Here is a 14,917-nt window from a genome sequence, read left to right as displayed (position 1 = left end):
TGTAGGGACCTGAATTTCCCCTCGGATATTCGGTCCCGACGAATACGGGGCAAGGCATAGCCTGAGACTTACCACTAGGCGTCTTGCTCCACTCGGTCGACATGCCCGTGTCGGCCGGGAACAGGGTGGGGCGGAATATTTGCTCTTTCCCACTCTTTCACGGGGCGGGTGCGCTCGTCCCATGCGCAGTCCAGGCCGCAGGCAAAAAAACACCGGGCGGTCAACGAAATGAGCCTGGAAGGCGAAACTGACAGGGGGCTTCGGCCCCCTTTCTTTTTTTTTACCGTGAATGGGAAATTAGGCAGGGTTCTGCCGGATTGTGCATTCCTCATCGGGCAAGACCCGCCGAGACGTGATGGGGGAATTTTGCCCAGCGGCTCGCCGCAGACGCGACTCGGAAAAACACGCAAAGATTGGCGCGAAAGTGGCTTAGTCCCGCAATGCGGGTGACAGCAGCCCGGCGTGCGGTGTTTGTAGGGCTTGTCCGGACGCAAACATGCAAAAAACTCAATCAGGAGGCATCACAATGAAACCGCAAACTCTGGCCGCTATTTCCGCCCTTGCCCTTGGACTGCCGACGCTGGCCGTCGCACAATCCTCGGCAGATACAAATGGAGACGGCGTTTTGACCATCGAAGAAGTGCAGGCGGTTCTGCCTGAAGTGGACACGGATGGTTTCTCGGCAATGGATGCCAACGGCGACGGCGCGCTGGATGAGGCCGAGATTGCCGTGGCACAGGAAGCAGGATTGCTGCCGCCAACAGACGGCTAACACATTAAAGAAAGCGGCCAGAGGATTTCTGGCCGCTTTTTAGTATCTTATTGGGGAAGGTGAATATTGAATCTGGTCCGAATTTCAGCATCCAGAAGTGGATCAAAACGCGCCGGGGACGGCATCGACAAGATCTCTTCCTTCCGCTTGATCGCCTTTTCGATCAGATCGGGCTTGCCAAGCTCGGCCCATTCCTTGGGTGAGGTGCGGTCACCGAAAACGGGATATACATAGTCCGCTTGCATCCGGCTAAGCGTGGCATCGGTGCCCAGATAGTGACCCGGCCCGCCAATGCAGACCTCGGCGATTTGGTCCAAGGCCAAGGTTTCGTCAGTCACTTCGATCCCGCGCACACAGCGCTGTGCCTGACCGATCAGGTCGTCACTCAGGATCAGGCTCTCATGGCAAAAGCCCAGCAACGAGGCATGCATGCCCGCCGCTTCGTATACCATGTTCAAACCTGACAGGCCCGCCATGACGTTGGAACACATCTGCTCCCACCCGGCCTGCATATCGGGCAGCTTCGAGTCCGATGCTCCAGCCGCAGCACCACCCGGCAGGTCATAAAACCGATGCATTTGCGCGCAGCCGGCCGTTAACAGGGCCTGTTCGCCCGAACCGATGGACATCGCACCTGTGCGCAGGTCCAAACCAAATGGCCAGGTGCCAAAAACTGCCGGTGCGCCGGGGCTTACGGCATTTACGTAAACCAGTCCGGCCAGACATTCCGCAGTGGCCTGCGTGATTGCTCCGGCGATGGTTGAAGGCGCGGTCGCGCCTGCCATGCCAGCAGACAATAGCAGAACCGGCATCCCGGCCTTGATGCACTCTTCCATCACTTCGCAACTTTCGGTCGCGAATTTCATCGGAGGCACGACAAAACAGTTCGAATTCGACACGAAGGGCCGCTCACGAAACTTGTCCTCGCCGCCGGCAATCATGTGGAGCATTTCCACCGCGGGGGCAACGTGGCTGGGTTCGGTAAAGGACGTACCGATATGTTTGAAGCTGCCTGAACAGGCGGCGTAGATTGTGTTCAGGTCCATTTCCAGATTGTCCGAGATGTCGCGGCAAACCATGGGGCGCTGAACAAAATGGATGTTTTCTAGCTGTTCGCAAATGCGCGCAGCATCGTGCAGGTCCTGAACGGTCGAGTCGCGGTATTCCCGCCCGTGTACATCCACCATGCTGACGGCAGCACCGGCGGTGCCGTAGTGAACCTTAGTGCCCGACAACTCTAGGTCGGTCTTTCCATCGCGGCTGTACAGGGTGACCGAGCGGTTGGCCTTGGCAATCGTGTCTTCCACCAACGCGCGCGGGAACCGGATGCGACCATCGTCACCCAGGATGCACCCGGCGCCGACCAGGTAGTCGATGCCGCTTGGCGGGGCATCCGCCAGACCAATGGTTTCCAATGCGGTCAAGGCGGCTTCGTGGATGCGCTCGATTTGGGCTTGGGTCAGCACATTGAGAGTGCCGCCTTCCATACCTGCACGGACAGGGCGCAAATGTTCGGGCAGTGCAGTTGCACGGGCAGCACGACGCGCGGCGCGACCGCCGGTGCGGGATGAGGTGCGGGTTTGATCGTTCATGGTTCGGATTCCGATGGGTAATTGGCTGTCAGAAGGGTTGATCTAAGCCTCTGACGGCCGCCCACGTGCCGCACGACCACGATCCGCACCAATGGTGCGGCTGACCAGTCGAATCTTCCAAACGTCGTTTTGCATGCAGGTCCTCACCTATTGACCTGAAGTTTCCCGATGTACCTGATCACAATCTGTTCTGTTTGCGACCTGAGCGCCTAAAAGCGAAGTATTCATGAAGATGTCACACTCTTCTTTTGTCTGCTCAAGTTTTTTTCTTTGGCACCTGAAAATCTGTTATAGTTCCTTCACTTATTTAAGAGTGGTTCGTGATCTCAATTGAAATTTAACGATCATGTACCAAATTTTTGAGTTAACATGACTTAACCGAACGTCTCTGCGGCGAAAGGTTTTTAGGAGAGATTAATGAAAGCCCTTAAGGCCCTCAGTCTCACAACATTGGTGTCCCTCGCGACCCCGGTATTGGCTGAGGATTGGACCGGGGCTTATGCAGGTTTTAGCTTTGGATATGCAGATGCCGAAGGCCCGAATGGCTCCAGCGGCGATGATCTGACCTTCGCGCCACATATTGGCTATGACCGCGACTTCGGGAATTTTGTTTTGGGCGGCGAGCTTGAATACAATAGCCTGTCTTTGGACTTGGGGCAGGGCGAGGGTTCCCTGGACAGCATGACCCGCCTGAAGCTGCGCGGCGGCTATGATTTTGGCCCGGCTTTGGGCTATGTTGTGATCGGTGCGTCGCGGGTCGATAGCTCAGTCGATAACGATACCGCTGCTGTGTATGGAATTGGCGTGGCCTATCCCATCGGCGACCGCTTTGTCATCAGCGGCGAGGCGTTGCGGCAGGAGTTCGACGATGTCACCCGATCAGATGGCGCCCTGGATTCGAATGTCTTTAACCTGCGAACCTCATTCCGGTTCTGACACCCGTTAACTGGCCGCGGCGTGACGACCGGCTATTTCCGTTGCAAATTCGCAAATCGTTGACAAAGCGGACCCGAACCGTTCGTCATCAATGGTCATGGCCACACGGATATGGCCGGCGGCGGCGGACCCAAAACTCTCACCCGGCATCACGGCAATGGCGTGCGTATCCAGCAGCGCGTTGGCGAATGCTTCTCCGCTGAGACCCGTGGCGCGGATATCCAGCATCAGGTACATGGCCCCCTGCGCTGGAACCAACCCGACAGTGTTCTGAGCGCTCAGAATACCCACGGCGAGTGCGCGCCGCCTGCGGAACGGCGCAGCGATTTGATCTTCCAGCACTTTACCTGCGTTCAGGGCGAAACTAGCAGCGTCCTGAATAAACCCGGGAACCCCATAGGTCGTATGCGTAGCGAGGTTGATCAGATGCGCGATTACATCCTCTGGCCCAACAATCCATCCACAACGCGAACCCGTCATGGCGTGCGACTTGGACATCGACCCAACCACCAGCGTACGTTCGGTCATACCCGGCAGAGTGCGCGGCGAAATATGTGAGCCTTCCCAGACTTGTGTGTCATAAACCTCATCCGAAATCAGCCAAAGATCACGCTTGCGGCAGACCTTGGCGATCCCTTCAAGCGTTTGGCGGGAATAGACGACCCCGGTGGGGTTGTTTGGTGTGTTGATCAGCAGGGACACAGCGCCATCCGCGACCGCGTCAATCTGCTCGGCACGCGGTTGAAATGCGTCTTCGGCGGTTGTCTGAATCGCCCGCGCTTCCGCTCCGACACCGCGGATCGTACCGGGATAGGTGGCGTAATATGGATCCAGATACAGACCAACATCGCCCGGATCGCAGACTGCAACATGGGCAGCGAACAAGGCGGATTGCCCACCAGGCGTGATTAAAACATTGTTTCTGGTAGTGGGAACTCCGGTGCGCGCCTGCAGCCGGGCGGCCACGGTATCGCGCAGCAAATCCGTGCCGGGCACCATCGCGTATCCGGTGTGGCCTTGCCGTGCCGAAAGGTCCATGGCTTCCAGAATCGATGGGTCGGTTCGGACGTCATGTTCACCAATGGTCAGTTCGACTACAGCATAGCCGTCACTGATCAGTCGACGGGCACGATAGAACACGTCCCAACCGTCACTGCCGCCGCCGGTCAGATGAGTAATACGCTGCGACAATTTCATGACCCGCCTCCGTCTGGTGTTCTGCGCCGAAAGGGCCAGAGCCGTTGTAGAATGTCAATCGGCGAAACAGATGGTTGGAACTCAAGGCTTGGCGAAAGGCGGTCGCCGTGATACTGGGACAATATGAACCCGATGACCTGCATCATTATTTGCTGCATTACCTGCTGATACTTCAAGCGGGCCGGTTTCTTTCGTTTTCATCCCTGAGACAAGTTGCTAAGCCCGCGTTAACGCGACCAGCCATGCTGTCTTTAGGAGCCGACCGATGACGACGATCAAACTGCACAACACCCGGACGCGGACGAAAGAGGATTTCGTGCCGATCAGTGCCGACAATGTGCGGATGTATGTCTGTGGGCCCACAGTTTACGACCGCGCCCATCTGGGCAACGCACGGCCTGTAGTGGTGTTCGATGTGCTCTACCGATTGTTGCGACACACCTATGGTGCGGATCACGTGACTTATGTGCGCAATTTTACGGACGTGGATGACAAGATCAACGCGACCGCGCTGGCACGGCAACAGGCGGGGGCTGAAGGCACGTTGGAGCAGCTGGTTCAGGAACGCTCGAATGAGACCATCGGTTGGTATCTGCACGATATGGGCGCGCTTGGGGCGCTAGAGCCCAATGAAATGCCGCGCGCTACGCAATACATTGCGCAGATGATCGCGATGATCGAAGACCTGATCGCCAAGGGCCATGCTTACGCGGCCGAGGGCCATGTTCTGTTTGCCGTGGACAGCTGGAAAGAGCATTACGGCGAATTGTCGGGCCGGTCCGTCGACGACATGATCGCGGGCGCTCGGGTTGAGGTTGCGCCCTACAAGAAAAACCCGATGGATTTTGTGTTGTGGAAACCCTCAACCGACGAATTGCCGGGGTGGGAGTCACCTTGGGGCCGGGGGCGTCCGGGCTGGCACATCGAATGCTCGGCCATGAGCTATGAGCTGTTGGGCGAGAGTTTTGACATCCACGGCGGTGGCAATGACTTGATGTTCCCGCATCATGAGAATGAGATCGCGCAGAGCAAGTGCGCCCATCCGCATGGTGAGTTCGCAAAGGTCTGGCTGCACAATGAGATGCTGCAGGTGGAAGGCAAGAAGATGTCCAAATCTTTGGGCAATTTCTTCACCGTCCATGATCTGCTGGAGCAGGGCGTCCCGGGTGAGGTGATCCGCTTTGTCTTCCTGCAAACCCACTATCGTAAGCCGATGGATTGGACTGAGAAGAAGGCGCGTGAAGCCGAGGCGACGCTGCGCAAGTGGCGGGCGCTGACGTCGGGCATCGAGCCCGCCGCCAGCGCGGCACCTGCAGTTATCGCAGCGCTTAGTGACGACCTGAACACTGCGGGCGCTTTGGCTGAACTCCACCGTCTGGCTGCGGATGGAGATGCCGTTAGTTTGTTGGCCAGCACACAATTGCTTGGTCTCTTGACCCCCGAGATGGGGGCGTGGGCGGATACCACATCGACGGATTTGTCGGCACATGCGGACCGGTTGGCAGATGCGCGGGTCATTGCGATGCAAAGCAAGGACTTCTCGGAAGTGGACCGTCTCAAAGCCGCTTATCTGGCTGCTGGGCTTGAGGTTCGTATGAGCAAGGATGGTGTCGAACTGGTGCCCGGTGCTGGGTTCGACGCTGCCAAGCTGGAGGGGGTGTGATGACCAAAGACCGCCTCTACCTCTACGACACCACGCTGCGCGATGGGCAGCAGACACAGGGCGTACAGTTTTCGACCTCTGAGAAGGTGCAGATCGCGCAGGCGTTGGACGTACTAGGGGTCGACTATATCGAAGGTGGCTGGCCCGGCGCAAACCCGACCGACAGCGCGTTTTTCGAAGTTGCGCCCAAGACCTCGGCCCGATTGACCGCGTTTGGTATGACCAAGCGCACGGGCCGGTCGGCTGAGAATGACGATGTGCTGGCCGCTGTAATGAATGCGGGCACGCAGGCGGTGTGTCTGGTCGGCAAGTCGCATGATTACCACGTGACCCACGCGCTGGGAATCTCGCTGGAGGAGAATGTCGAGAATGTCCACGCCTCGGTTGCGCATATCGTGGCGCAGGGGCGTGAGGCGCTGTTCGATGCCGAGCACTTCTTTGATGGGTACAAGGACAACCCCGGCTATGCGGTTCAGGTGTGTCAGGCGGCGTTGGATGCTGGCGCGCGCTGGGTTGTGCTGTGCGACACTAATGGCGGCGCACTGCCCGCCGAGGTAACGCGGATCGTGACCGAAGTGATTGCCGCCGGGTTGCCGGGGGATCGGCTGGGCATCCACACCCACAACGATACCGAAAACGCGGTGGCTTGCTCTCTGGCCGCTGTCGATGCGGGCGCGCGGCAGATACAAGGCACGCTGAACGGGTTGGGTGAGCGATGCGGTAATGCGAATCTGACCGCTCTGATCCCGACTTTGCTGTTGAAGGAGCCCTATGCGTCGGGTTTCGATATTGGTGTTAGTGAGCAAGCTCTGGCCGGTTTGACGCGCATCAGCCGGATGCTGGACGATATCCTGAACCGGGTGCCCAGCAAGCAATCGGCCTATGTCGGCGCCTCGGCCTTTGCACATAAGGCAGGGCTGCATGCCAGCGCGATCCTCAAGGACCCATCGACTTATGAACATGTCGATCCGGCCTCTGTCGGGAATGCGCGGATCATTCCGATGTCGAACCAGGCGGGGCAGTCGAACCTGCGCAAACGCTTGACCGAGGCCGGTCTGTCCGTCGAAATGGACAACCCGGCGCTGGGGCGCATTCTGGACCGGATCAAGCAGCGCGAGGCCGAGGGGTATTCCTATGACACTGCGCAGGCCAGTTTTGAGCTGCTGGCACGTGATGAGTTGGGGCAGCTGCCCGAGTTCTTTGAGGTCAAGCGCTATAAGGTGACCGTTGAGCGGCGCAAGAACAAGTACAACAAGATGGTCAGCCTATCCGAAGCCGTCGTTGTTGTGAAAGTCGACGGGGAAAAGAAACTGTCGGTTAGCGAGTCTTTGGACGAGGACGGCAGTGACCGGGGGCCGGTGAACGCGCTGGCCAAAGCGCTAGCCAAGGATCTGGGGCAGTATTCGCAGATTTTGTCCGACATGCGTCTGGTCGACTTCAAGGTACGCATCACGCAGGGCGGCACTGAGGCGGTGACCCGCGTGATAATCGACAGCGAAGACGGGCAGGGGCGGCGTTGGTCGACCGTGGGGGTAAGCGCGAACATAGTCGATGCCTCGTTCGAGGCGCTGTTGGACGCGATACAGTGGAAACTGGTGCGCGATTGCGGGTCACAGACGGCGGTGGCCGAGTGAGCGTAGATTTTGATGATGACGTTAAGGCCTGCGCAGCATTGGTGCATCGCGCCGATCCTGATCGGTTCATGGCGGTCATGGCGGCACCCGTTGCGGTACGGCCTAAACTGTTTCCGCTCTATGCGCTGAATGTCGAGGTTGCTCGGGCCCCTTGGGTCACGCAAGAGACAATGATCGCTGAGATGCGCCTGCAATGGTGGCGCGATGCGCTGCAAGAGATTGCCGAAGGTAAGGCAGTACGTCGGCATGAGGTTGTGACGCCTCTGTCGCAGGTCCTATCGCCCGATCTGGCGGCTACGTTGAATGAGTATGTGGCCGTAAGGCGTTGGGATATTTACCGTGATCCGTTTGAGGATGAAGCGCATTTCGACACCTACATCAACCATAGCGCCGGATCCTTAATGGTCGCAGCCGCGCAGGTTCTGGGTGAAGCGGACGAAGCTGTGCTGCGCGATTTCGGCTATGGCGTAGGGGTGGCGAGCTGGTTTCGGGCGATTCCTGATCTTGAGGCGCGTGGTCGTATTCCTTTGCTTGACGGCACGTCTGATGGTGTTCGGTCACTGGCGCAAAAGGCCTTGGACAAACTTCAGCGCGCACGGTCAAACAGTGCAGGTGTTTCAGCAGATGCCCGCCCCGCGCTTTTTGCGGGATGGCAGGCAGAATGGGTTTTGCGGCGTGTCGTAACTCGCCCAGAGCGCGTCGCCGTCGGGGACCTCGCACAGGGTGAAATTCGCCGCAGAGCGTCCTTAATGTGGTCCGTTGCCAGCGGGCGCTGGTAGGCGTCAGACCGTTTCCGGCTCAGAGGGTTTCAGAACCAACCACAGCAGCGCACCACCTGCCAGCGTCAACAGTGGGATCATGGCCAGGTTCACGGCGGTCCAGCCTTCGACTGGTGAACCACCCGAGCAGTTCATCAACCCACCCGAAGCGAGCGACGCAAGTGTCACGCCCCCAAACACCAGCAGGTCGTTCAGCCCCTGCATCCGCCCACGTTCGTTCACGTCGTGCGACGCGGCCAGCATCGTCGTGGCGCCGATAAAGCCAAAGTTCCAGCCAATGCCCAGCAGGATCAGCGCGATAAAGAAATTGCCCAACTCGACGCCTTGCAAAGCAACCACACCCGCGCCGGCCAGAATGGCGAGACCGAGGGCTACAATTTTTTCGACTCCGAACCGCGCGATCAACTGGCCCGTGAAAAAGCTGGGCACATACATCGCCAGAACATGGCTAGTGACGACATCAGCGGCATCGTTGGCGCTGTAACCGCACCCCACAACCGCAAGCGGGGTCGAGGTCATGACAAGATTCATCAAAGCGTAGGAAACCATCGCACAAATGATCGCCACGGCGATGCGTGGGGTTCTAAGCATTTCAAGCCGGGATCGTCCTTTGGGCGCGTCTTCCTTTGGCTTTTCGGGCGTCGGGATATCGAGGAAGAAAAACAGCACTGACCCAAAGACATTCATCGCGATGACAGCCAGATAGGTACCAAAAAACGGAATCACATATGCGGTCGAGGTCAGTTTGACGATCTGCGGACCGATGATCGCCGCTGCTAGACCGCCTGCCATGACATATGAAATCGCTTTGGGCCGAAACGCGTCAGACGCCGTATCAGCGGCTGCAAAGCGGTAAAATCCATGCGCGCTCATGTAAATGCCGGTCAGCAGACTTCCCAGCAGGAAGACCGGGAACGAGCCCAGAAACAACCCGTATGCGCCGACCGCCCCGCCGCAAGCCCCCGCAGTAACACCAACCAGAAACCCGGCGCGCCGTCCCCAGCGCTGCATGATCGCCGAGATCGGCGTGGCAGCCAACATCGACCCCAGCACGATGAGCGAAATCGGCAGGGTGGCCAGACACGCGTTTGTAGCCAGTGAATCCCCAGCTAACCCGCCCACGATAAAGAGCATCGGCATCTGTGCGCCCAGTACAGCTTGTGCCGCCACCAAAACGGCGACATTGCGCTTGGCGCGACTGGTGTCGAGGGTTGTCGTCGTTAGTGTCATGCGCCAATGCGTATCTTTGAAAAGCCAGTCGTACAAGCGGGTTGCATCTGCGACAAAGCAACCTACCGTGAGCGCGATATCATTTTCCCGGAGGGCCCATGTCTGTCGGACGCATCATTGAATCACCTGACTGTGTCGCAGAGGGCGCCGAATGGCTGGCCGCGGAATGCCCGCGGATGGCCTGGGCGATGGATCAGACTGGGCCTTTGCCCCTGCGTCGCCGTCCGGATGGGTTTGCCCAACTTCTCAGCGCTATTGTCAGCCAGCAGGTCAGCGTGGCCTCGGCCAGCGCCATTTGGAAACGCATGCAGGATGCCAAACTGACCGGACCACGCAAGATCATGTGGGCGACCGATGACGATTTGCGGGCCGTGGGGCTGAGCCGTCAAAAGATACGCTACGCACGCGCGTTGGCTGAGGCGCGTATTGATTACAAAACATTACGCGACGCTTCTAATGCGGATGTCATCGCGACTTTGACCGAGGTGCCGGGGATCGGTGTCTGGACAGCCGAAATATACGCGATGTTCTCTTTGGGGCGCGCCGATGTGATCGCACCGGGCGATCTGGCGCTGCAAGAGGCAGCGCGCATCCTCTATGACTTGCCCAAACGTCCCACGGACAAAGAACTGCGCCAAATGGCCGAAGCTTGGTCGCCCTGGCGATCGGTTGCGGCGCGTGTGTTGTGGGCCTATTACCGGGTGGCTAAAGAACGAGAAGGGATCAGATGACACGGGTTTTGAATGCGCTCCGAAAAGAGCCGGTTTCGGGCGACACACGCTCGGTCGTTGTGTTCGTGCACGGCTATGGGGCCAATGGGGCCGACCTGCTGGGCTTGGCCGATCCTTTAGGCGAACACTTGCCCGACACGCTTTTTGTCGCCCCCGATGCGCCCGAGCAGATCCCCGGGATGCCAAATGGGTTTCAGTGGTTTCCGATCCCATGGATTGACGGTTCGTCCGAAGAAGAGGCCCGACGCGGCATGGAAATGGCGGTTGAGGATTTCAACGCCTTCCTCGATGCGCTGATGGTGGACGAGGATGTTTTGCCGGAACAGGTTGTATTGTTCGGGTTTTCCCAGGGCACGATGATGAGCCTGCACGTCGCACCGCGTCGCGAGGATCCGGTTGCCGGCATCGTTGCCTTTTCGGGACGGTTGCTAGAACCCGATCTGCTGCCCGACGAGACGGTCAGCCGGATGCCGATTCTGCTGGTTCATGGTGACGTCGATGATGTGGTGCCGCCGCAATCCTTGCCTGCCGCCGCCGAAGCGCTGCAAGAGGCCGGGTTCAAAGAGGTTTACGCTCATGTGATGAAGGGTACCGGCCACGGAATTGCGCCGGACGGCCTGAGTGTCGCGCTGGCCTTTATGCGCGACAAACTGAGTCTGTAGGGATGATCGCGGTCCGCCCCATGATGCCAGAGGATGTGGCCACAGCCTGCCGCATCCTCAATGAGATCATCGAAATCGGGGGCAGCACCGCGTTTGAAATTCCGTTCTCTGACGCGTTGTTCGTTCAAAGCTACCTAGAGGGCGCTGACAAAATCTGCACCCACGTCGCCTTGGACGATCAAGGAGAGGTGGCTGGCTTTCAGTGGCTGGGAATGCACGACGCGTTGCCACAGGATTGCGCCGATATCGCGACCTTCACCAGACGTCATCCTGCGCTGAAAGGGGCGGGCCGGGCCTTGTTCGCGGAAACTTCGAAATTCGCGGCGGCAATAGGGTTTACAGCGATTAATGCAACCATCCGCGCCGATAATGGGATGGGTCTTGGCTACTACGACAAGATGGGGTTTCGCGACTACTCGGTCGCCTATGGCGTGCCACTGCAGGATGGCACGCTGGTTGATAGAATATCCAAAAGGTTTGATCTATCGGTGGGCGCGGCACTCTGAGAGGTCAGCCCCACAAATGCCCTTCGGCAAATTCAACCGAATTGCCTGACGGATCGCGCACGTAAAGAGAGCGTGCGCCGTTTGGCCAGTCAAACTCGGCATCTAAGGGGATATTCCAATCCAGCAGATGTTTGCGCATCGTGTCGATCTCCGCGCGTGTCAGGATCAGACAAACGTGGCCAGGCCCGTGCGCACCATGGGGGGGAACGGGCAAGTCGGGATTACCCGGCGGTTTCTCGGTTTCTTCCGCGTTGAACAACAACAAGACCGAACTGCCGATCCGGAAGAATACGTGTCGATCCGTCACGCGCTGGATTTTCTCCAACGCCAGGATCTCTCCATAAAACCGTTCGGCAGCATCCAGGTCGTCGACATAGAGAGCGGCCTCAAGAATGCCGGTTGGTACTGGAATGTCGGGTGTGACTTTCATGCTGTAAGCCTATCACAACATGCAGTTTTTGTCACCGGCGTGGACGACGGTCGCGTTTGCCTTGCGGGGCAGAGTTCAATGTTGGCGTCGGTAGGCTGTCCCATTGGCCTGGCTCAAGCCCCTCTAGCGACCAGTCGCCGATCCGGGCGCGGATCAGGCGCAGGGTCGGGTGACCGGCGGCAGCTGTCATCCGCCGCACCTGCCGATTGCGGCCCTCGCGGATGGTCAGTTCGATCCAGCAATCGGGCACCGTCTGGCGCACTCTGATCGGCGGATTGCGGGGCCACAGCCCTGGCGGTTCATCCATCAACCGGGCTTTGGCAGGTCGGGTCAGGCCGTCTTTCAGTTCAACCCCGTCTCGCAGGGCTTTCATGGCAGCGTCATCCGGCAGACCTTCGACCTGAACCCAATAGGTTTTGGCCATCTTGTGTTTTGGATCCGATATTTGCGCTTGCAGTCGCCCATTGTCGGTCAGCAGCATCAAGCCTTCGCTGTCCCGATCCAGCCGCCCGGCCGGGTAAACGCCTGGCAGATCGATATAGTCTGACAGAGTGCGGCGGGGCGAATCTGCGTTGGCGCGGTCGGTAAACTGCGGCAGCACATCGAAAGGTTTGTTGAAGCGAATGAACCAGGACATGACAAACGCCATAGCCCGCAGGTCAGTGAGGCGCAACCTGTGGATAACTGTTACGCAGGTGTTACAGATTCGGATTAACCAATCCCCGAGATATTGTGGAAACTCAGGGCTTGTCAGAGATTTAACACGATATATAGTTAAGTTAAGGCCGGGGCGGGTGTTCCCCGCTCTGATGTCAAAAACGGGCAGAGCAGAGCGAGGAGCGATTCTGAGATGGATGGAGACTTCAGGACCGAATTTGTCAGGGAACCCGGTGCGCTCAGGCATCATCCGGCATTGGTTTTGAACGCCGATTATCGCCCCTTATCCTATTACCCGTTATCCCTGTGGCCGTGGCAAGAGGCGATCAAGGCTGCTTGGCTGGACAGGGTGGACATAGTGGCTGAATACGACGAAGTCGTCCGAAGCCCCAGTACCGAGATACGAATACCTTCGGTCGTTGTCCTGAAAGATTATGTAAAACCCAGAAAGCGCGTGGCCTTCACGCGCTTTAATTTATTTTTGAGGGACGAATTCCGCTGTCAGTATTGTGGGAGCCGGGGTGATCTGACGTTTGACCATGTGGTACCGCGTGCGGCAGGGGGCGTCACAAGCTGGCAGAATGTCGTGGCGGCCTGCAGCCCGTGCAACCTAAAAAAAGGGTCAAAGTCACTGCGACAGGCGGGGATGACGTTGCGCAAGCCTCCGCGCCAACCGGAATCAGAGGCGTTGCGCAATATTGGGCGCAAGTTCCCGCCGAACCACCTGCATGACAGCTGGATCGACTTTCTCTATTGGGATGCGGAACTGGACGAACTTTAACGAGCGCGCCAGGCTGCGATCCAGACCAGCACCAACACGCCGGACAGGACAGCGTTCCAACCTGCCATCGACAAGCCCAACATCTGCCAGGGGATATCATCGCAACGCACCAGCGGGGCGGACATGATCTGTTCCATCAGATCCTCTGTCGACAGGCCGCCGATGTCACCGGATGTGCAGCTAGACGGGCCTTCCCACCATTTCTGCTCGACCCCCGAGTGAAACACGCCGATTGCAGCCGTGGTTAGGGCCGAAAGCGCTCCCAACAATGGCAACAGCGTTGCCCGTGGCAGGGCCAAAGCCATTGCTCCGATTAGAACGGCGGCGCCATGCGGATAGCGTTGCCAGATACACATTTTGCAAGGCGCCAAGCCGCCGAGGTACTGAAAACCCCACGCCCCAAGCAGAAGTGCCGCAGACCCTGCCGTAGCGATCAGGATCAGAGTGTTTTTGCGAGTCATAGGTATTTCACCACGAAAAATCCGCCGAACAGCAGGATGACGAACAGAGTGAACATAAGGCCCAGCCGCTTCTCGATGAAGGCCCGGATCGGTTCTCCAAAGCCCCAAAGCAGACCGGCAACCATAAAGAACCGCAAGGCACGGGCTAGGATAGAGGTGGCGATGAAAGTTCCCAGCGGCATACCAGTCCAACCGGACATGATCGTAATGACCTTGTAGGGGAAGGGGGTAACCCCAGCCGCAAGTACGGCCCAAAAGCCGAAATCGTTGAAGCGGGTGTTGAACTCTTCCATGGCGTGGGCTTTGCCCATCGACTCGAGAATCGGTTGGCCGAGACTTTCATAAAAGAACGCGCCAATGGCATAGCCCAGCAAGCCCCCCAACACCGAAAAGACCAGTGCGACCGATGCAATCAGCCAAGCCCGCGACGGGCGGGCCAGAATCATGGGAATCATCAAAACATCAGGTGGGATCGGAAAGACCGAACTTTCGATAAAAGCCACGAAGGCCAACGCCCACAATGCATGCGGATGTTCTGCCAGACGAATGGTCCAGTCATAAAGCGATCGCAACATAAGATGCTAAAATCCTGTTCTAACGTAGCGCAAGCCAAACCACGCGCCCGGCAAGGCGTCAAGCATCACCGCGAATACAAACTGGATTTTGGTTGCTTTTTGCCTCTGGACCTTCCCGGTTATGGGCGCTAATCCAATGGTCGTGGCCCAAGTGGCGGAATGGTAGACGCAGGGGATTCAAAATCCCCCGGTAGTGATACCGTGCCGGTTCGAGTCCGGCCTTGGGTACCAAAGTAAAAACAGAGGGTTAGGGAAACCTGCTCTCTGTTTTTTCTTTTTCGGCATTGCGTTTGCACACACTGCCAAATCAC

Annotated in this window: 16 protein-coding genes and 1 tRNA gene; 10 read left to right on the top strand and 7 right to left on the bottom strand. The window is 58.1% G+C overall.

The features are described 5' to 3' along the window. Window positions 1–526: 526 nt before the first annotated feature. Window positions 527–772 carry an EF-hand domain-containing protein gene (locus tag ACR0JB_RS05780; protein ID WP_170358611.1) on the top strand — a complete coding sequence of 82 codons (246 nt, stop codon included), beginning with the start codon at window positions 527–529 and terminating at the stop codon, window positions 770–772. Window positions 773–819: 47 nt separating this feature from the next. On the opposite strand, the gene ACR0JB_RS05775 is transcribed toward ACR0JB_RS05780, so the two are convergent. Next, a complete protein-coding gene (locus ACR0JB_RS05775; RefSeq protein ID WP_170394224.1) occupies window positions 820–2,364 on the bottom strand; it encodes a trimethylamine methyltransferase family protein in 1,545 nt (514 codons plus the stop codon). A gap of 417 nt (window positions 2,365–2,781) precedes the next feature. On the opposite strand from ACR0JB_RS05775, the gene ACR0JB_RS05770 reads away from it, so the two are divergent. Continuing rightward, a complete protein-coding gene (locus ACR0JB_RS05770) occupies window positions 2,782–3,300 on the top strand; it encodes an outer membrane protein (protein ID WP_170348812.1) in 519 nt (172 codons plus the stop codon). A 6-nt stretch (window positions 3,301–3,306) separates the two neighbouring features. Here the strand turns inward: ACR0JB_RS05770 and ACR0JB_RS05765 are convergent, their stop codons facing one another. After that, complete coding sequence (locus ACR0JB_RS05765) at window positions 3,307–4,497, bottom strand: pyridoxal phosphate-dependent aminotransferase (RefSeq protein ID WP_170505773.1); 1,191 nt, start codon at window positions 4,495–4,497, stop codon at window positions 3,307–3,309. A gap of 265 nt (window positions 4,498–4,762) precedes the next feature. Between ACR0JB_RS05765 and cysS the strand changes: the two genes are divergently transcribed. The 3 genes from cysS to ACR0JB_RS05750 are packed head-to-tail and all read left to right on the top strand — an operon-like array spanning window position 4,763 to window position 8,573. Beyond that, complete coding sequence (gene cysS, locus ACR0JB_RS05760; RefSeq protein ID WP_480789746.1) at window positions 4,763–6,160, top strand: cysteine--tRNA ligase; 1,398 nt, start codon at window positions 4,763–4,765, stop codon at window positions 6,158–6,160. Continuing rightward, the gene (gene cimA / locus ACR0JB_RS05755) at window positions 6,160–7,794 is read left to right on the top strand and encodes a citramalate synthase (RefSeq protein WP_480789745.1); all 1,635 of its coding nucleotides are present in this window, start codon (window positions 6,160–6,162) and stop codon (window positions 7,792–7,794) included. The genes cysS and cimA overlap by 1 nt, the downstream gene beginning before the upstream one ends. After that, window positions 7,791–8,573 (top strand): squalene/phytoene synthase family protein, encoded by a 783-nt coding sequence (locus ACR0JB_RS05750; protein ID WP_480789744.1) that lies wholly within the window; start codon window positions 7,791–7,793, stop codon window positions 8,571–8,573. The genes cimA and ACR0JB_RS05750 overlap by 4 nt, the downstream gene beginning before the upstream one ends. Before the next feature lie 3 nt (window positions 8,574–8,576). Here ACR0JB_RS05750 and ACR0JB_RS05745 read toward each other — a convergent pair whose 3' ends face one another. After that, entirely contained in the window at window positions 8,577–9,803 is a 1,227-nt protein-coding gene (locus ACR0JB_RS05745; protein WP_170394214.1) for an MFS transporter, read from the bottom strand. A gap of 98 nt (window positions 9,804–9,901) precedes the next feature. Between ACR0JB_RS05745 and ACR0JB_RS05740 the strand changes: the two genes are divergently transcribed. From ACR0JB_RS05740 to ACR0JB_RS05730, 3 genes are read left to right on the top strand one after another with little or no spacing between them, the layout of a single operon-like run. Next, window positions 9,902–10,534 carry a DNA-3-methyladenine glycosylase family protein gene (locus ACR0JB_RS05740; RefSeq protein WP_170394212.1) on the top strand — a complete coding sequence of 211 codons (633 nt, stop codon included), beginning with the start codon at window positions 9,902–9,904 and terminating at the stop codon, window positions 10,532–10,534. Further along, window positions 10,531–11,196: an alpha/beta hydrolase gene (locus ACR0JB_RS05735; protein WP_170348805.1), complete on the top strand. Its 666-nt coding sequence runs from the start codon at window positions 10,531–10,533 to the stop codon at window positions 11,194–11,196. Before ACR0JB_RS05740 ends, ACR0JB_RS05735 begins: the two co-directional genes overlap by 4 nt. A 2-nt stretch (window positions 11,197–11,198) precedes the next feature. Continuing rightward, complete coding sequence (locus ACR0JB_RS05730; RefSeq protein ID WP_170394210.1) at window positions 11,199–11,702, top strand: GNAT family N-acetyltransferase; 504 nt, start codon at window positions 11,199–11,201, stop codon at window positions 11,700–11,702. A 4-nt stretch (window positions 11,703–11,706) separates the two neighbouring features. Here the strand turns inward: ACR0JB_RS05730 and ACR0JB_RS05725 are convergent, their stop codons facing one another. Both ACR0JB_RS05725 and ACR0JB_RS05720 read right to left on the bottom strand, forming a co-directional pair. Further along, on the bottom strand, window positions 11,707–12,132 hold the full coding sequence (locus ACR0JB_RS05725) for a VOC family protein (RefSeq protein WP_170348803.1): 426 nt from the start codon (window positions 12,130–12,132) through the stop codon (window positions 11,707–11,709). Window positions 12,133–12,163: 31 nt separating this feature from the next. After that, window positions 12,164–12,769, bottom strand: coding sequence for a pseudouridine synthase (locus ACR0JB_RS05720; protein WP_170394208.1), 606 nt, complete (start codon window positions 12,767–12,769; stop codon window positions 12,164–12,166). A gap of 213 nt (window positions 12,770–12,982) precedes the next feature. On the opposite strand from ACR0JB_RS05720, the gene ACR0JB_RS05715 reads away from it, so the two are divergent. Continuing rightward, entirely contained in the window at window positions 12,983–13,570 is a 588-nt protein-coding gene (locus ACR0JB_RS05715; protein ID WP_170348801.1) for an HNH endonuclease, read from the top strand. Here ACR0JB_RS05715 and ACR0JB_RS05710 read toward each other — a convergent pair. After that, window positions 13,567–14,031, bottom strand: coding sequence for a disulfide bond formation protein B (locus ACR0JB_RS05710; RefSeq protein ID WP_170394205.1), 465 nt, complete (start codon window positions 14,029–14,031; stop codon window positions 13,567–13,569). The genes ACR0JB_RS05715 and ACR0JB_RS05710 overlap by 4 nt on opposite strands. Then, window positions 14,028–14,606 carry a YqaA family protein gene (locus ACR0JB_RS05705; RefSeq protein WP_170348799.1) on the bottom strand — a complete coding sequence of 193 codons (579 nt, stop codon included), beginning with the start codon at window positions 14,604–14,606 and terminating at the stop codon, window positions 14,028–14,030. Before ACR0JB_RS05705 ends, ACR0JB_RS05710 begins: the two co-directional genes overlap by 4 nt. Window positions 14,607–14,751: 145 nt before the next feature. Between ACR0JB_RS05705 and ACR0JB_RS05700 the strand changes: the two genes are divergently transcribed. After that, window positions 14,752–14,837, top strand: a tRNA-Leu gene (locus ACR0JB_RS05700). The last annotated feature ends 80 nt before the right edge of the window (window positions 14,838–14,917 follow it).

The sequence above is a fragment of the Ruegeria sp. BI7 genome (assembly GCF_056537925.1).
This window is presented reverse-complemented; position numbering and strand designations above follow the sequence as displayed.